Annotated in this window: 15 protein-coding genes; 7 read left to right on the top strand and 8 right to left on the bottom strand. The window is 72.7% G+C overall.

The window, feature by feature from the left end; all coding sequences use genetic code 11:
* Positions 1-375 precede the first annotated feature (375 nt).
* On the top strand, positions 376-582 hold the full coding sequence (locus FB455_RS27260) for a hypothetical protein (protein WP_013283647.1): 207 nt from the start codon (positions 376-378) through the stop codon (positions 580-582).
* A 201-nt stretch (positions 583-783) separates the two neighbouring features.
* Positions 784-1362, top strand: coding sequence for an LURP-one-related family protein (locus FB455_RS27255; protein WP_013283646.1), 579 nt, complete (start codon positions 784-786; stop codon positions 1360-1362).
* Positions 1363-1416: 54 nt separating this feature from the next.
* On the opposite strand, the gene FB455_RS27250 is transcribed toward FB455_RS27255, so the two are convergent.
* The 7 genes from FB455_RS27250 to ssd form a co-directional block, all read right to left on the bottom strand.
* Entirely contained in the window at positions 1417-1809 is a 393-nt protein-coding gene (locus FB455_RS27250; RefSeq protein WP_457113271.1) for an Rv3654c family TadE-like protein, read from the bottom strand.
* 8 nt (positions 1810-1817) lie between these two features.
* The gene (locus FB455_RS27245) at positions 1818-2192 is read right to left on the bottom strand and encodes a TadE family type IV pilus minor pilin (RefSeq protein ID WP_186466448.1); all 375 of its coding nucleotides are present in this window, start codon (positions 2190-2192) and stop codon (positions 1818-1820) included.
* Between the two features lie 116 nt (positions 2193-2308).
* Positions 2309-2476 (bottom strand): DUF4244 domain-containing protein, encoded by a 168-nt coding sequence (locus FB455_RS27240; protein WP_013283643.1) that lies wholly within the window; start codon positions 2474-2476, stop codon positions 2309-2311.
* 23 nt (positions 2477-2499) lie between these two features.
* Positions 2500-3228 (bottom strand): type II secretion system F family protein, encoded by a 729-nt coding sequence (locus FB455_RS27235; RefSeq protein WP_013473578.1) that lies wholly within the window; start codon positions 3226-3228, stop codon positions 2500-2502.
* A complete protein-coding gene (locus FB455_RS27230; protein ID WP_145755288.1) occupies positions 3228-4136 on the bottom strand; it encodes a hypothetical protein in 909 nt (302 codons plus the stop codon). The genes FB455_RS27235 and FB455_RS27230 overlap by 1 nt, the downstream gene beginning before the upstream one ends.
* Entirely contained in the window at positions 4133-5344 is a 1212-nt protein-coding gene (locus FB455_RS27225; protein WP_145755287.1) for a TadA family conjugal transfer-associated ATPase, read from the bottom strand. Before FB455_RS27225 ends, FB455_RS27230 begins: the two co-directional genes overlap by 4 nt.
* Complete coding sequence (gene ssd / locus FB455_RS27220) at positions 5341-6444, bottom strand: septum site-determining protein Ssd (RefSeq protein WP_071098907.1); 1104 nt, start codon at positions 6442-6444, stop codon at positions 5341-5343. Before ssd ends, FB455_RS27225 begins: the two co-directional genes overlap by 4 nt.
* 247 nt (positions 6445-6691) lie before the next feature.
* Between ssd and FB455_RS27215 the strand changes: the two genes are divergently transcribed.
* The 3 genes from FB455_RS27215 (at position 6692) to FB455_RS27205 (ending at position 9539) form a co-directional block, all read left to right on the top strand.
* Complete coding sequence (locus FB455_RS27215) at positions 6692-7387, top strand: VHL beta domain-containing protein (RefSeq protein ID WP_013283638.1); 696 nt, start codon at positions 6692-6694, stop codon at positions 7385-7387.
* Positions 7388-7429: 42 nt separating this feature from the next.
* Positions 7430-8398, top strand: coding sequence for a phosphotransferase (locus FB455_RS27210; protein WP_145755286.1), 969 nt, complete (start codon positions 7430-7432; stop codon positions 8396-8398).
* 334 nt (positions 8399-8732) lie between these two features.
* Positions 8733-9539, top strand: a complete 807-nt coding sequence (locus tag FB455_RS27205; RefSeq protein WP_013283636.1) for an HAD family hydrolase — start codon at positions 8733-8735, stop codon at positions 9537-9539.
* 13 nt (positions 9540-9552) lie between these two features.
* On the opposite strand, the gene FB455_RS27200 is transcribed toward FB455_RS27205, so the two are convergent.
* Positions 9553-10299 (bottom strand): Fic family protein, encoded by a 747-nt coding sequence (locus FB455_RS27200; protein ID WP_013283635.1) that lies wholly within the window; start codon positions 10297-10299, stop codon positions 9553-9555.
* 222 nt (positions 10300-10521) lie between these two features.
* Here FB455_RS27200 and acs point away from each other — a divergent pair, with 222 nt between their 5' ends.
* Both acs and FB455_RS27190 read left to right on the top strand, forming a co-directional pair.
* Positions 10522-12510, top strand: coding sequence for an acetate--CoA ligase (gene acs, locus FB455_RS27195; protein ID WP_030274493.1), 1989 nt, complete (start codon positions 10522-10524; stop codon positions 12508-12510).
* A gap of 229 nt (positions 12511-12739) precedes the next feature.
* On the top strand, positions 12740-15523 hold the full coding sequence (locus FB455_RS27190) for an immune inhibitor A domain-containing protein (protein ID WP_225319751.1): 2784 nt from the start codon (positions 12740-12742) through the stop codon (positions 15521-15523).
* The last annotated feature ends 202 nt before the right edge of the window (positions 15524-15725 follow it).

Below are 15725 nucleotides of genomic sequence, written 5' to 3'. Positions count from 1 at the left end.
GGCCCGGAGGCGGTGACCGGCCCGGAGGCGGCGGCCGGCCCGGAGCGCGGCGAGGTGTTGCCCCGGCAGGACGACCGGGCGGCCCGCCCAGCTCAGGCGGCCGGTGCCCCACCCGCCTGACCGCACCGGGCCGGTTGGGGCTGCCCGCCGCCACTTCGGGGAGGTTGCGGTATCGACAGGTGCTGGACCCCGCCACTTCCCCGAACTGGTGTCGATCAAGCTGGGCCGTGCGGCTCCGCGGGTGCCCAGGTGTCTGGTTGGTGGGACGGGTGCATGAGGGTAGAGCCGGCGGGGCATTGATGTATGGGAGCGCTTCCATGCATCATTTCGGTAGCGCACAGGTGACCCGAGACCCGTCCCGCCGGAGGTGCCGCCGTGGCCGACACGATCGCCGAGACCGTCGAGCTGCTCTACACCATCGACCAGGAAAACCTCACGCCCGACCAGCAGATAGCGCTGGGCACCGCGATGGCCACGCTCGCCCAGGCGGAACGGCTGGAGCAGATCAACGAGCGTCTGCGCGGCATCCATCAGGTGCTGAACAGCTGGGCGATGAAGGCCACGGTCGACGGCGGCCGCTGACCTTGCGTCCCGCCTCCACCTCCGGCCCGCGGTCGCGCAGTCCCGGCCCGCGCCGGTCACGGCAACGGCGCCATGCTTCGCCTCATGCCACCGTGCGGCTCCTGCGTGCGGGCCCGTCCGTCCAGGCAGCGGTGGGTGCGCTCGGGCGAGCGGTCGTCGGCCCGCTGTGCAAGACTCCGGCGACCCCTCGAAGGAGAGCCCATGTCGCCCGACAACCTGCAGGCCCAGCACCGGTTCATCATCCGTCAGCGACTCCGGATGATGGTCAACCAGTACGAGGTGCACTCGGTCGCGCCCGACGGCTCCGAGGGTGGGCTGCTCGCGTTCGCGCAGCAGAAGCGGCTCGCCTTCAAGGAGCAGGTGACCATCTACACCGACGACTCCAAGCAGTACCCCCTTCTCGGCTTCAAGGCCCGTCAGCGGCTCGACCTCGGCGCCACCTACGACGTGACCGATCACGCGGGCAACCCCATCGGGCTGTTCCGCAAGGACTTCGCCCAGTCGCTGCTGCGCTCGACGTGGCACGTCGAGCAGCCCGGCCTGCCGCCCGCCACCGGGCAGGAGCGCAGCCTGCCGGTCGCGCTGCTGCGCCGGTTCGTCGACTCGCTCTCCTGGCTGCCGTACCACTTCGACTTCATGGCCGGCGGCCAGCCGGTGTTCTCGGTCGACCGGAAGTGGGGTCTGCGGGACCGGTACAACGTGGAGATCCAGCACCCGCAGATCGACCGTCGGCTGGTGATCGCCATGGCGGTCGGACTGGACGCCCTCCAGTCCCGCTGACCTGCGGCACTCGGGCCCGGCCCGGCTCTCGGTTCCGGCACTGGCGTCCGCCCGTCAGGACCGGGCCGGGCCGGCCCGGGACGTCGCGACGGCGTCCCGGGTCAGCCCCGGCAGCGGTGCGACGCGTACCTGCGCCGTGACGATCAGGTCCAGTCCGTCGGCCCGGCAGCCGGTCATCCGGCCGCCGTTGGCCGAGACCAGGTCGGCGGCGCGAGCGCACGCGACGTCGGCTCCGTCGAGCACCTGCACGGCACCGGCCAGCGCCCCGAAGTCCGCCGCGTTGCGGGCCTGATGCCGCGCACACCGGGCCGCCCCGAGCGCGGCGCCGAACACCCCGACCAGCACGAACACCATTCCGATCGCGAGCAGGCACACGGTCGCGCCGCCCCGGTCGGCCTGAGGCGTACCGCCGGCTGACTTCCTGCGCTCCCCGCTCTCCACGGGCACGCCGGCTCTCACGGCACCGGCCCCGGCGCTCCGGGTTCCACGGCGGCCACCGCCTCCGCCGCCACGACCAGCCGGGGCAGCCGCGTACCGAACGTCCGGACCGGTGCCCGGACCGTCGCCGTGACCCGATCGCCTGTCACAGTCACCGACACCTCGGCGCCGTCCGGGGCGTACCGGGTTGCGGCAACCGTGCCGGGCTCGCCCCGGGCCGCCGCGAGCGCCGCCTCCCGGGCCGCGTCGACACACGCGACCCGGGTACCCACAGCGTTCACCGCGGTCAGACCGGCGACGAGGAGCAGCATGAGCGCCGGCAGGCCGGCCGCCAACTCGGCGGTGAAGGAACCCCGCTCGCACGCGACCCACGAGAGCCACCGGCGCCGCACCTCCCCGGCCCGGGTGCCGACGGCGTCCCGGGTCGAGCCGGGCTCGGTCGACACGTCGAGTGGGACTGCTGGTTCGTGGAGCCACCCACCACCACGGCCGGCCCGCCGGCGCCCGATCACTTCAGGGCCCGGTCGATGACGGCGGTCAACGCGGACTGCACGTTGCCGGAGGTGAGCACCTTCAGCAGGATCCCGGCGAAGGCGACCGCGGCGAGGGTGCCCACCGCGTACTCGGCGGTGTTCATACCGGCGTCACCCCGCAGGCGGGTGAGGAGCTTGCGCATGTCGTACGTCCCTTCTCGATGGTTCACAGCACGTCGCCGAGCACGGCGACGATCACCGGCACCAGACCGGCGAGAATGAAGGCGGGCAGGAAGCACAGCCCGAGCGGCAGCACGATGAGCACGCCCGCGCGGCGGGCCGCCGCCTCGGCCGAGGTCGACCGTTCGGCACGCAGGTCGTCGGCCAGCCGGGTCAGCGCGCGAGCCAGTGCGGCGCCGCTGTTCGACGAGCGGACCGCCGCCGCTACCACGGGTTCGGCCCCGGTGACGCCTTCCAGGTGCGCCCAGGCCTCGCCGGGGCTGCCTCCGAGCCGTAGCGTCCGGCCGACCCGGCCGAGCCGGTCCGCGAGTGGCCCGCCGAGCGCCTCGGCGACGGCGAGCACCGAGCGGTCGACCGGCGCGCCCGCCCGCAGCGCGGCCGCCAGCAGGTCCGCGGCGAGCGGCAGGTCGGCGGTCTCCCGCAGCCGCCGTTCCCGGGCGGCGCGCGGCTCGATCCGGCGTAGCAGACGGTCGGCGGCGGCACCGGCCAGCAGCCCGAGGAACACGCCCGTGACACCGCCGACCACCACCGCCACCGCGATTCCGGCCAGCGCTGCGCCGAGGCGTACCCGATCCGGCCACCACGCCGGGCGAGTGGGCGGCGGCGTCGGAGCGAGCCGGCGCAGCCGCCGTGCCGGGCGGACGACCGGACCGGCGACGACCAGGAGCGACGCGGCGCCGCCGAGACACACGGCGGCCAGTACCTGCCGTGACATCAGGCGGCCCGCCCGGGCGTGACGCCGAGTCGCTCGGCCCAGAGCAACCCGCCGACCTGCAACACGACTGCCGCCACCGCACTGCCGGCACCCACCGGCGTGTGCAGGAGCACCGCCACCGGGTCCACCCCGATGCCGTAGCCGAGACCTATACCGCCGAGCGGCAGCGCGGCGAGCAGCCACGCGGTCGCCCGAGCCCCGGCGGCCTGGGCGGCGGCAGCGGCAAGCCCTCGGTCGGCGGCGCGGGCGTCGGCCTCGATCCGTTCCAGCAGATCGGCCAGCGGCGCACCCGTCTGGTCGGCCAGCCTCCCGGCGGCCCGGGCCAGCCGCGCGACGCGTCCCGGGCCGTCGTCGACACCGCCGTCGACGGGTAGCCCGGCCCGCAGGTCGGCGGCGACGGCGGCGAGGCGGTCGAGATCGCGGCGGTGCGCGAGGGTGGCCGTCCGGTGGGTACGTCGGCGCAGCACCGCCCGGGCCGCGAGCACGCCGTAGGTGGCGAGCACCAGGGCGGCCACCGGACCGCCGAGCAGTGCCCCGGTCACGGCCCCGCACAGCGCCGCCACGGGCAGCACGCGTCCGGCGGAGAGCGGCGGCGCAGGAGCCGACGCCGGAGAGGGTGTCACCGGAGCCGGCACGAGGCCCGTCCATCGCCGTACCTGATGCCCGACACCGGGTCGACGCCGTTCCCGGCCCCGGCCGGGAGGCCGTGCGGACGCCTTCGGCCCGGCGTCGAGCGGACGTCGTCGCAGGTCCGGGGATTCTGGACGTGCGCCCTTCACCCGCTCGACCGAAATGTCCGCACTGCCCAGGACCGCCAGCCGCCGGGCGCGAGCGGCCCGTACCGGCCAGGCGACGGCGACCGCCGCAGCCACCAGGAGCAGGACCGCCGGCCAGAGGTGGCCGGTCACGACGGTTCCGCCGGACCGGGCCACGCCGCCTGGAGGATCGGCGGTACCGGCGCTCCCCGCTCCCGCAGCAGGCCGGCGAGCAGCTGGGCCGCCGGGGCAAGACCCCGGCCGCGCGCCCAGGCCGGAACCACCGTCACCACCCGGTCGGGCCCGTCGGGCAGCAGCAGGCCGATGGAGTCGAGGACGCGCCCCTCGCCGGTACGGCGGAGCTGGAGGACGACCTGCAACGCGGCGGCGACCTGGGCGTGCAACGCGAGCCGGGGCAGGCCGCCGAGCATCCCGAGCGCCTCCAGCCGGGCCGGAACGTCGGCCGAGGCGTTCGCGTGCAGCGTTCCCGCCCCGCCGTCGTGGCCGGTGTTCAACGCGGCGAGCAGGTCGACCACCTCGGCGCCCCGGCACTCGCCCACTACCAGCCGGTCCGGCCGCATCCGCAGCGCCTGCCGGACCAGGTCGCCGAGCCCGACGGCTCCGGCGCCCTCGACGTTCGCCGTCCGGGCCTGCAACCCGATCACGTGCGGGTGCACCGGGCGCAGCTCGGCGGCGTCCTCCACCAGCACGATCCGCTCGGTGCCGGGCACCAGCCCGAGCAGCGTGTTGAGCAGCGTCGTCTTGCCGGATCCCGTGCCGCCGCTGACCAGGTACGCGAGGCGGGCCGCCACGAGTGCGGCGAGCAGCGGGGCGATCGGCCGGGGCACCGTGCCCCGCTCGACGAGTTCGTCGAGGGTGAACGGCCGCTGCCGGAAGGTACGCAACGACAGGTAGGGCCCGTCGGTCGCCACCGGAGGCAGCACCGCGTGCAGCCGGGTGCCGTCGGGCAGGCGCGCGTCGGCGTACGGGGAGGCGTCGTCGAGCCGGCGACCGGCCGCCGAGGTGAGGCGCTGCGCCAACCGGCGTACGTCGTCGAGCGTGCCCAGCGGCACGGCGACCTGCCGTAGCCCTCGTCCCCTGTCGACCCAGACCCGCACCCCGTTCACCAGCACGTCGGTGACCTGCGGGTCGGCGAGCAGCGGCGCCAGTGGACCGGCGCCGACCAGGTCGTCGTGCACCCGGTCGGCGATCCGCAGCAGCGTGGTGTCGCCGAGCACCGCCGTCGCCGGTTCGGCGCGTACCGCGGAGACGATCGCCGCGGGCGTGACCGGGGTGGCCTCGGCGGCGAACCGGTGCCGGACCCGGGCGGCCAGGTCCCCCGGGTCGGCCGGCGCGGTCATGCCGCACCCGCAGCCGACGACCCGACCAGCTCGTCCACGATCCGCTGGCACAGCGCGGCGAGCGGCCCCTTCCCGCTCGCGCCCGGCGCCTCGCCCCGCTCCAGCCCACGGCACAGCCCCGGCTCGGGTCGAAGCGTGCCGGCGAGCGGCAGCCCCAGCGCCCGGGACACCTCGGCCGCGCGCAGCCGGCCGGGCGCCGGACCGCGCACGATGACAGAGAGGTCGACGCAGTGCGGCGCGGCGACGGCGGCGACCCGGGCCGCGGCGGCCGCCGCCCGCAGCTCGGCCGGTACGACGAGCAGCGCCCGGTCGGCGGCCTGGAGCGCGACCACAGCCGCGTCGTCGAGGTGCCGGGGCAGGTCGAGTACGACCAGGTCCCGCCCGCGTCGGCCGGCGTCGACTGTGGCGGCCATCGCCTCGGCCGGCAGGTGCCGCAGGTCGCCCCGGTCCCAGGAGAGCACCACCAGGTCGCCCCGGCTGGGCAGCGCGCGGATCAGCGACGGCGGGTCGACCCGCCCGTCCGTGCCGGCCAGCTCGGGCCAGCGCAACCCGTCGAGCTGCTCCCAGCCGAGCACCAGGTCGAGACCGCCGCCGAGCGGGTCGGCGTCGACGAGCAGCGTGCGAAGCCGGGACCGGGCCGCGCTGACGGCGAGCCCACCTGCAAGCACGCTGGCTCCGGCGCCGCCCCGGCCGCCGAGCACAGCCACCACCCGGCCCTGACCCGGGCCCGCCGGACCGGCCACGCACTCGGCGAACCGGTCGACCAGCCAGGGCTCGGCCGCCGGCAGCGTCGCGACGTGCTCCGCGCCGATGAGTTCGGCCAACTCCGTACCCGGATCGAGCTCTCCGGAGCGACCGACCAGGACCGTGCGGGCGCGGCGGGGAAGGCGCGCCCGCAGGCAGGCCGCCGCCTGGTCGGCGCCGATGAGCACCAGCGGCGCCGGCGCCCAGCGGGCCCGGGCGGCGGCCGGGTCGGCCGCCAGCTCGACCTCGGTGCCGCCGGCCGCCGCGAGTCGCAACAGCTCGTCGAGAAGGTCGCCGTCGGAGGTGACGAGCAGGGGCAGGCGACGGTACGGCGGGAGCGGGGTACGGGGCGGCATGGCGGCCTCCATCGGTCGGACTCGGACGTGCCGCGGTGCAGCCTGCCCGGCCGAGGGATGCGGGACCGGTGCCCTGTGGACAACGGAGGGCGTTGTGGACAGACCTCGGCGGCCCGGTTGATCTGCTATGTGCCGGAGACGGAGGCAACGAGTGGCCCGTCGGCCATTGACGACAGGGATGATCAGTAGCGGATAATCGGGGCCCCTCGCCGCTCGATGAACGGCACCGGCTTGCGGAATCGAGGCCATGACCGATTCACCGCACCCCCTCACGCCCCCCTCGGTACGACCCCATTCACGGTCCGCCCCAACGGCCGGCGGCGAGATCTGGCTCCGCGATCCGTCGCCGACGCTGCTCGCCGCCATCGCAATCGGGCTCGTGGTCGTGGTGCTGGCGAGCATCGTCAGCGTCTTCGCCACGCCGCGTCGCCCCGACCTCCCGCCGCCGCTCGAGGGCCAGGCGATCCTGGCGTCCCCGACGAGGGCGGGGTCGGTGACGGAGACGCCCGCCGAGTCCTACGCGCCGCCGTCGGTGTCGTTCTCCAGCCGCGCCGTCGCGCCCAGCCGCACCGCCGCACCGACCCGCCGCCCCACCCCGAGCAGCCGGCCGACCTCGCCGAAGCCGTCGATCCCCCGGTCGAAGCCGCCGGTGGTCGGCCCGGGGGAACTGGCCCCGCTACCGGCCTCGCGTGAGTCGCGGCTGCGCTCGCACGGCGGTGGCCCGTCGACCTTCATCGACTTCGTCAACAGCCACGGGTCGACAGTCGTGGTCCACTGGATCAACTACGACGGCCGTCGACAGCAGTACGCGGTGCTGCGGCCCGGGCAGTCCTACCGGCAGCAGACGTACGTCGGTCACCCGTGGGTCGTGGCCGACGAGCGGGGCCGAGGCTTGGTGTGCTTCGAGCCGGACCGGCAGACGCTGCGCGCGGTGATCCGGTAACTCCCTTGCCCGGCCCGACCGGCGGCTGCGATGCTCCGCCGGATGATCGACAAGCCGGACATCGACGAGCGGCTGCTGGCGGCCGAGGTCGCCGCCGCCTGGTCGGTGGACGTCGTCGACCTGGCGTTCATGCCGGTCGGACTCGACGGGCACGCGTGGGCGTACCGGGTGGAGACGTCCGACGGCGGGCGCTGCTTCCTGAAGGTACGCCGCGGCGACTTCACCCCGGCCGCCGTCCTGCTGCCCGGCTTCCTCCGCGCGCGGGGCCTTCGGCAGGTGGTCGCGCCGCTGGACCTTCGCCTCGATGGCGGGGTTGCACGTCGGTTCGGGGACTACCGACTACTGCTCTACCCGTTTCAGGACGGCGACAGCCTGTGGGGCCGCGGTCTCACCGACCGCCAGTGGATCGAGTACGGCGATTTCCTGGGCCGGCTGCACCGGGTCACGCCGAGCGCTGAGGTAGCAGCCGTCCTGCCGGTCGAGACGTACCGATCGAGCGCGGGCGACCGACTGCGGACCCTCGGCGGGCAGGCCGCTGCGAGCGAGACCCTGGGTGCCTTCTGGAAGCGGTACGGTGCCGCGCTGCGCCGGTTGGCGGAGACTGTCGACGACCTGGCGTCGCGCGTGACGCCGGGACAGCACGTCATCTGCCACGCCGACATCCACCCGGGCAATCTCATCGCCGACGGCGACGGGACGCTGCACGTCGTGGACTGGGACGCGCCGATCCTCGCGCCGCGCGAGCGGGATCTGATGTTCGTCCACAGCGCCGACTTCGGCGACCACCCGATCAACGCGCACCGGGCTGAACTCTTCCGCGAAGGCTACGGGGCGCTGGAGCCGGACCCGGTCCTGCTGAGTTACTACCGCGGCGAACGGCATCTCGACGATGTCGCCGCGTTTCTGGGCAGCATCCTCGGTCCCGAGGCGAGTGCGGAGTCCCGGGCCAACGATCTGCACTGGCTCATCCGCATCGCCGAGGCGGTCGCCGACCCCGGCTACGCGCCCTGAGTTGACGCGGAACGCTCACGGCGCAAAGGGACGACCCCCGTCGGGGGGAGACGGGGGTCGTCTTGTGGTTCGGCTCCGGGGGGGGTCGAGCCGAACCGACTCAGCGGTTACGGGGGGTGCAACCGCCGAGGCCCATCGGCGCCGGGTCTGCGAACTCCCGCCGCGAGGACAAGCATGCCGCAGTCGACCCTTATACGTCGAGTGTTGTTCACTCCACGCAAAGCTAAATTCATCGATAGCTGCCTGTGACCGCCGTCACTCCACCGGGTGCTCATCGGCTTTCGCGACCCGGGCGGACGCCTCCGCGCCTTCCGTCGGGCTAGACTTTCGCGCCGTGGGCCGCAGCGCCGCTTTCTTCGATCTCGACAAGACCGTCATCGCCAAGTCGAGCGCCCTGGCGTTCGGTCGGCCGTTCTACCGGGACGGGCTGATCACCCGGCGTGACGTGGTCAAGTCGGCGTACGCGCAGTTGATGTTCCGGCTGGGCGGCACCGACGAGCAGACCATGGCCCGCACCCGGGACTACCTGGCCACGCTCTGCAAGGGCTGGCCGGTGGAACAGGTCCGCCAGATCGTCGCGGAGACACTGCACGAACTGATCAACCCCTACGTGTACGCCGAAGCGGCCGCCCTCATCGAGGAGCACCAGGCCGCCGGGCGGGACGTGGTGCTGGTCTCCGCGTCGGGCGACGAGATGGTCCGGCCGATCGGCGAGCTGCTCGGGATCACCGACGTGATCGCCACCCGGATGGGCGTGGTCGACGGCCGGTACAGCGGCGAGGTCGAGTTCTACGCGGCCGGTCCGAGCAAGGTCGAGGCGGTCAGCGAACTGGCTCTTGAGCGGGACTACGACCTGGCCGACTCGTACGCGTACTCCGACTCGTACTCCGATCGGCCGCTGCTGGAGTGCGTGGGGCATCCGACGGTGGTCAACCCGGACCGGGCGCTGCGCAAGCTGGCGGTGGAGAACGCGTGGCCGGTGCTGGAGTTCCGGCACCCGATCCCGCTGGGCCGCCGGCTGCGCGAGCGACCGGCGGTGCCGGTCGCGGCGGCGGCGCTCGGCGTGGGCGTCGGCGTGGCCATCGGCATCGCCTGGTACGGCCGGCACCGGCGCACCCGCGCCGCAGCACCCACCGCCTGACACCCCGCGCGCGTCAGGACGCGGCGAGGATCTCGTCGCCGATCAGCGTGATCTGGTCGGCGCCGACCTCCACCGCGCTCATGTAGTGCCGCAGCCAGGAGCGCAGGCCGTCGGGCGTGCCGGTGGCGAACGCGCCGGCCGCTCCCACGTACTCCGGTTCGCGCTCACGGTGCCCGACGTCCACCGCGACCAGCCCGCGGGGGTCGAACCCGGTGGAGATCAGCACCAGCCGGGCGGCGGCACGGGCCACCACCCCGGACGGGCCCGGGAACGGGCGCAGGTTCAGCAGCTCGCCGTGTACGACGGCGGCCAGCACCAGCGGTGGCACCTTGGTGCCGCCGGCGACGAGGGCGGCCAGGCCGTCGAGGCGGGCCGCGACCACCGGGTCGGCGACCGGGCGGCCCAGTTCCTCCTCGGTCACCACGTCGCGGGCGGCGAGCACGTGCAGCCGGGCCATCACCTGCCGGGGGGCCTTGGGCCAGAGGTCGCTCAGCCCGGGCAGCGCCCCGGCGACCCGGAGCGCGCCCTGGAGCACCGGGTCGGTGACGGTGCCGGCGCGTACCTCCTCGCGGTCGTGGACGCGGCCCTCGAGCGCGGCGCTGGCCACTGCCGAGCGGAGGCTGACCTCGGCGGCGACCTGGCCGCCCTGGCGGCGCAGCGCGCGGTGCCGGTGGGCCAGGTCGACCCGCTCGCGGGCCTGCTCGACGGCGGTGGCGACGTCGGCGAGCGCGAGCAGCGGGGCGAGCGGATCGGTGGTCACCCCGTCACGCTAGCGACCGCCGGGCTCCGCCCAAGCCGGGGGTTGTTAATAAGGGGCCCTTCCTCTACCGGAGGCGTTAATAAGGTGCCCTTCCTTACACCTCGGCGCGAGGGAAGGGCCACTGGGCGCGCGGTGAGGGGCCGGGCGGTCGCGAGCGGGGTACGGCGGGGCTAACCTTCCCCGGAGTAGGAGACGCAGGTCACGCGACGAAGGAGTCACCGCATGAGCGAGGCATTGGCCAACTTGCTGAACGAGACGCGCCAGTTCCCGCCGCCGGCTGAACTCGCCGCGAACGCCAACGTGACCGCCGAGGCGTACGAGGAGGCGACCGGGGACCGGCTGGCCTTCTGGGAGCGCCAGGCCGGCCGGCTGGCCTGGGCCCAGCCGTGGGAGCAGGTGCTCGACTGGTCGAACGCCCCGTTCGCGAAGTGGTTCACCGGGGGCAGGCTCAACGTGGCGTACAACTGCCTGGACCGGCACGTCGAGGCGGGCCTCGGCGACAAGGTGGCGATCCACTGGGAGGGCGAGCCGGGCGACACCCGTACCGTCACCTACGCCGACCTGCACAAGCTCACCTGTCAGGCGGCGAACGCGCTGACCGAGCTGGGCGTGACCGCCGGTGACCGGGTGGCGATCTACCTGCCGATGATCCCGGAGGCGGCGGTGGCGATGCTCGCCTGCGCCCGGATCGGCGCCACGCACAGCGTGGTGTTCGGCGGCTTCTCCGCCGACGCGCTCACCAACCGGATCCAGGACGCCAGCGCCAAGGTGGTGATCACCGCGGACGGCGGCTTCCGCCGGGGCAAGCCGTCGGCGCTCAAGCCGACGGTGGACGAGGCGGTGGCGAACTGCCCGTCGGTGGAGCACGTGCTGGTGGTCCGGCGTACCGGTGAGGAGGTCGCCTGGTCGGCGAAGGACCACTGGTGGCACGAGACGGTGGAGACGGCGTCGCCGGAGCACGAGGCGCAGGCGTTCGACGCCGAGCACCCGCTGTTCATCCTCTACACCAGCGGCACGACCGCCCGCCCGAAGGGCATCCTGCACACCACCGGCGGCTACCTGACCCAGACGTCGTACACCACGCACGCGGTGTTCGACCTGAAGCCGGAGACGGACGTCTACTGGTGCACGGCCGACATCGGCTGGGTGACCGGGCACTCCTACATCGTGTACGGCCCGCTCTCCAACGGCGCCACCCAGGTCATGTACGAGGGCACGCCGGACACCCCGCACAAGGGCCGGTTCTGGGAGGTCGTCGACAAGTACAAGGTGACCATCCTGTACACCGCGCCGACGCTGATCCGCACCATGATGAAGTGGGGCGAGGACATCCCGGCCGGGTACGACCTGTCGTCGCTGCGCCTGCTCGGCAGCGTCGGTGAGCCGATCAACCCGGAGGCGTGGATCTGGTACCGGCAGCACGTCGGCCGCGGCGAGCTGCCGGTGGTGGACACCTGGTGGCAGACCGAGACCGGCGCCATCATGATCTCGCCGCTGCCCGGCGTGACCGAGGCGAAGCCCGGCTCGGCGATGAGCCCGCTGCCCGGCATCGTCGCCGACGTGGTCGACGACCAGGGCCAGTCGGTGCCGAACGGCGGCGGCGGATACCTCGTGCTGAAGGAGCCGTGGCCGTCGATGCTGCGGACGATCTGGGGCGACGACAACCGGTTCCTGGAGACGTACTGGTCCCGGTTCGGCGCCGGTGCGAACACCGGGGACGAGTGGGTCTACTTCGCCGGTGACGGCGCGAAGAAGGACGACGACGGGCACATCTGGCTGCTCGGCCGGGTGGACGACGTGATGCTGGTGTCCGGCCACAACATCTCCACCACGGAGGTGGAGTCGGCGCTGGTCAGCCACCCGTCGGTGGCGGAGGCGGCGGTGGTGGGCGCGACCGACCCGACCACCGGCCAGGCGATCGTCGCGTTCGCCATCCCGCGCGGCAGCGCGGAGATCTCCGGTGACGCGGGCGAACAGCTCATCGCCGAGCTGCGCAACCACGTGGCGAAGACGCTCGGCCCGATCGCCAAGCCGCGGCAGATCATGCTGGTGCCGGAGCTGCCGAAGACCCGCTCCGGCAAGATCATGCGCCGGCTGCTGCGGGACGTGGCGGAGAACCGGTCGCTCGGCGACGTGACCACGCTCCAGGACTCCTCGGTCATGGAATTGATCTCGTCGGGGATGAGCGGCGGGAAGTCCGACGAGGACTGACGTCGACCGACGAGGGGGCGGGCCGCCGGACGGTCCGCCCCCTCGTCGCATCCGGGATCCGCGCCGGTCGATCGGGGGATCCGGGACTGACCTGATCGGCCAGAGGGCCTGATCAACTCTGTCGATGTCGCTCGTCGTCGGTTACGTTCAGCCAACCGGCGGATTTCGACGAGCGTCACTGAGACGGCCGGTCCCCACCATTCCCTACGAACGGAGTGGCATGCTCCCCATGTCGCAGCACAGGGCACGGCGACGCTTACTCGTCGCACTGCCCGCCATCGCGCTCGCGGCCACGTCGCTGACCGTGACGGGCAGCGCGGCGGCCCAGCCGGCCCGCTCCGCACCGGTCACGATCGGGGCGGACGAGCACTACATCAACTACGCCGAGCCCGAGGTCCAGCCGGACACCGGCGGCAAGGAGGTCAAGGGCCGCGACGGCGTCTTCTCCTCGCCGGCGGACGAGGCCCGCGCCTACGACCGCAAGTACGCCGGGGGCAACCCGATCGCGGCCCGCGAGCTGGCCAAGCTGGAGGCCAAGTCCATCCGGACCGGCCACAGCCCTCGGAAGATCAAGAAGGCCAAGAGCACACAGACCGCCAAGCTGCTGACGCTGCTCGTCGAGTTCAACGACAAGGCCAACGACGACTTCACCGACGTGATGGTCCCGAAGACGGTGTTCGAGGACCGCACCTGCGTTCCCGGCACCGTGCAGAACGGGCCGCGGCACAACACGATCCCGAACCCGGCCACGCTGCCGCACAAGGACAACAACTCGATGTGGGTGCCGGACTTCTCTCCGGCCCACTACGACAAGATGCTGTACAGCAAGAAGGGCATCACCGAGCGGGTCCGCAAGGACCTGAAGGGGCCGGACGGCAAGCCGGGCATCAGCCTCGCCGGGCGGACCATGCACAACATGTACCTGGAGATGTCCAAGGGCGCGTACACAGTGGACGGGCAGGCCAGCCCGTGGATCACGGTGCCGCACTCGGAGGGCTGGTACGCCGCCTCGCGCTGCTTCCAGGACGAGAACGGCAACTGGGTCGCCGGGCGTGAGCAGTCGATGAACGGCCACCCGGACAACCCGCAGGGCGCCGGCCGGCTCGCCACCGACGCGATCGACGCGCTGGCCGCGGCCGACCCGAACTTCCCCTGGGCCGACTACGACATCGAGGACCAGAGCGACCGCGACGGCGACGGCAACTACCACGAGCCGGACGGCGTGATCGACCACCTCGTGCTGGTGCACGCCAACCAGGGCAAGTCCCGCGGCGGCGGCGACGTCGGCATCTACTCGGTCTGGGCGCACTCGTCGACCGTGACCGGTGGCTACACGATTCCGGGCACCAACCTGAAGGTGTCGAACTACATCGTGCAGCCGGAGGACGCCGGCGTCGGCGTCTTCGCCCACGAGTTCGGGCACGACCTGGGCCTGCCGGACCTCTACGACACCTCCGGCAACGCCGACTCCGACGTGGACTTCTGGGACCTGATGGCGTCCGGCTCGCACTCCGGCGAGATCTTCCAGGCGCTGCCCACCCACATGGGCCTCTGGGACAAGTGGGTGCTCGGCTGGGCCGAGCCGAAGACGTTCGGCCCGGGTGACCGGTCCAAGCTGGTCAAGCTCGGGCAGACGTCACGTACGCCGGTCGGCACCGAGGACGGCATCAAGATCGACCTGCCGGACAAGGTGATCTCGCTGGCCACGCCGCACAGCGGCTCGAACATGTGGTACTCCGGCGCCGACCAGAACTGGGCCGACGTCAAGCTCAGCCGCACGGTGACCGTCCCGAACGCCGCTGATGCGAAGTTCTGGATGTGGAACAACTACGTCATCGAGGCGGACTGGGACTTCGGCTTCGTCGAGGTCTCCACCGACGGCGGTGCCACCTGGAGCGAGCAGAAGGTGTACGCCGAGGGCGGCGCGCTGGTCTCCACCAACGACGGCTACGCCGACCCGAACGGCCGCATGGTCGACTTCGGCAACAAGAAGTACGGCCTGACCGGCAGCACGAACGGGTGGCGGCACGACTACGTCGACCTGTCGTCGTACGCCGGGCAGACCGTGCAGGTGCGGCTGCGCTACGCCACCGACGAGGCGTTCGTGGAGCGCGGCTGGTTCGCCGACGACTTCTCGGTGACCGGCGGCGGCGCCACCACCTGGAGCGACGACGTGGAGAGCGGCGCGGCGGGCTGGACCCAGACCGGTGGCACCTTCACCGACACCAGCGGCGCGGGTTGGTACATCGACTCGGGCACCCAGGTGAAGTCGCACTACTACCTGGCCGAGTGGCGTAACTTCGACGGCTTCGACAAGGGCCTGAAGTACACCTACGACACCGTCTACTCGCACGAGGCGTGGAAGGTCGACCGGATCGCGTACAACGCGCCGGGCATGCTGGTCTGGTACCGGGACACCCAGCTCGGCGACGTCAACCACGTCACCGCGCAGATGACCGCGCTGCCCAGCTACGGCGCCAAGGGCGGTCTGCTGATCGTCGACTCGCACAACGACCCGCTGCGCCGCAAGGGCGTCGCGGCCGAGAAGGACCCGTCGGTGCTGAAGAACCTGCCCAGCCGGCCGCAGTCCTCCAACGCCGCGTTCGGCCTGAAGCCGACGTACCCGTTCAAGGAGTGCCTGGAGGCGGCGGACGAGCCGTACAGCGAGTACTGCACGAAGTTCGGCCCGCAGGCTCCGGTGCGCGGTTTCACCGACGCCAAGGGCTGGTACCCGGGCATCGAGATCCGTGACGGCGCCGCGTACGCGCGGGACAACGACGCCTCGGTGGTCGTCCCGTCGCGGGGCAACCAGCAGTACACGACCCGGGTGGTGAACCCGGACGGCACCCCGGCGACGGACTACTACGGTTCGACGCTGGGTGGCGGGGCGATCGTGCTCGGCACCGGCAACCCGGGTGACGCGGGCGTCCAGTACGGCGTCTCGATCATCATCAAGCGGGCCGCCAAGGACAACTCGTACGCCACTGTGTACGTGGTTCCGCCGCGGAGCTGAACCGTACGTTCAAACCGGAACCGGAATGACCGAAAAATGAGCTGAACAGGCTCGATGGGGGAAGGGTCGGGAGCGCGAGCGCCCCCGACCCTTCCGCGTTACCGCTTAATCCATGACTGTCACTGCAATCCATGATCCAGGCATCGCTGCTGGTCAACGGCTCGGTGACAGGCAGGCGTGTGACGGTGAAAAGCATCCCCAA

Source organism: Micromonospora sp. CNZ296, assembly GCF_007827635.1.
Note: the sequence above shows the minus strand (reverse complement) of the source record. Positions and strands in the feature narration are given on the sequence as shown.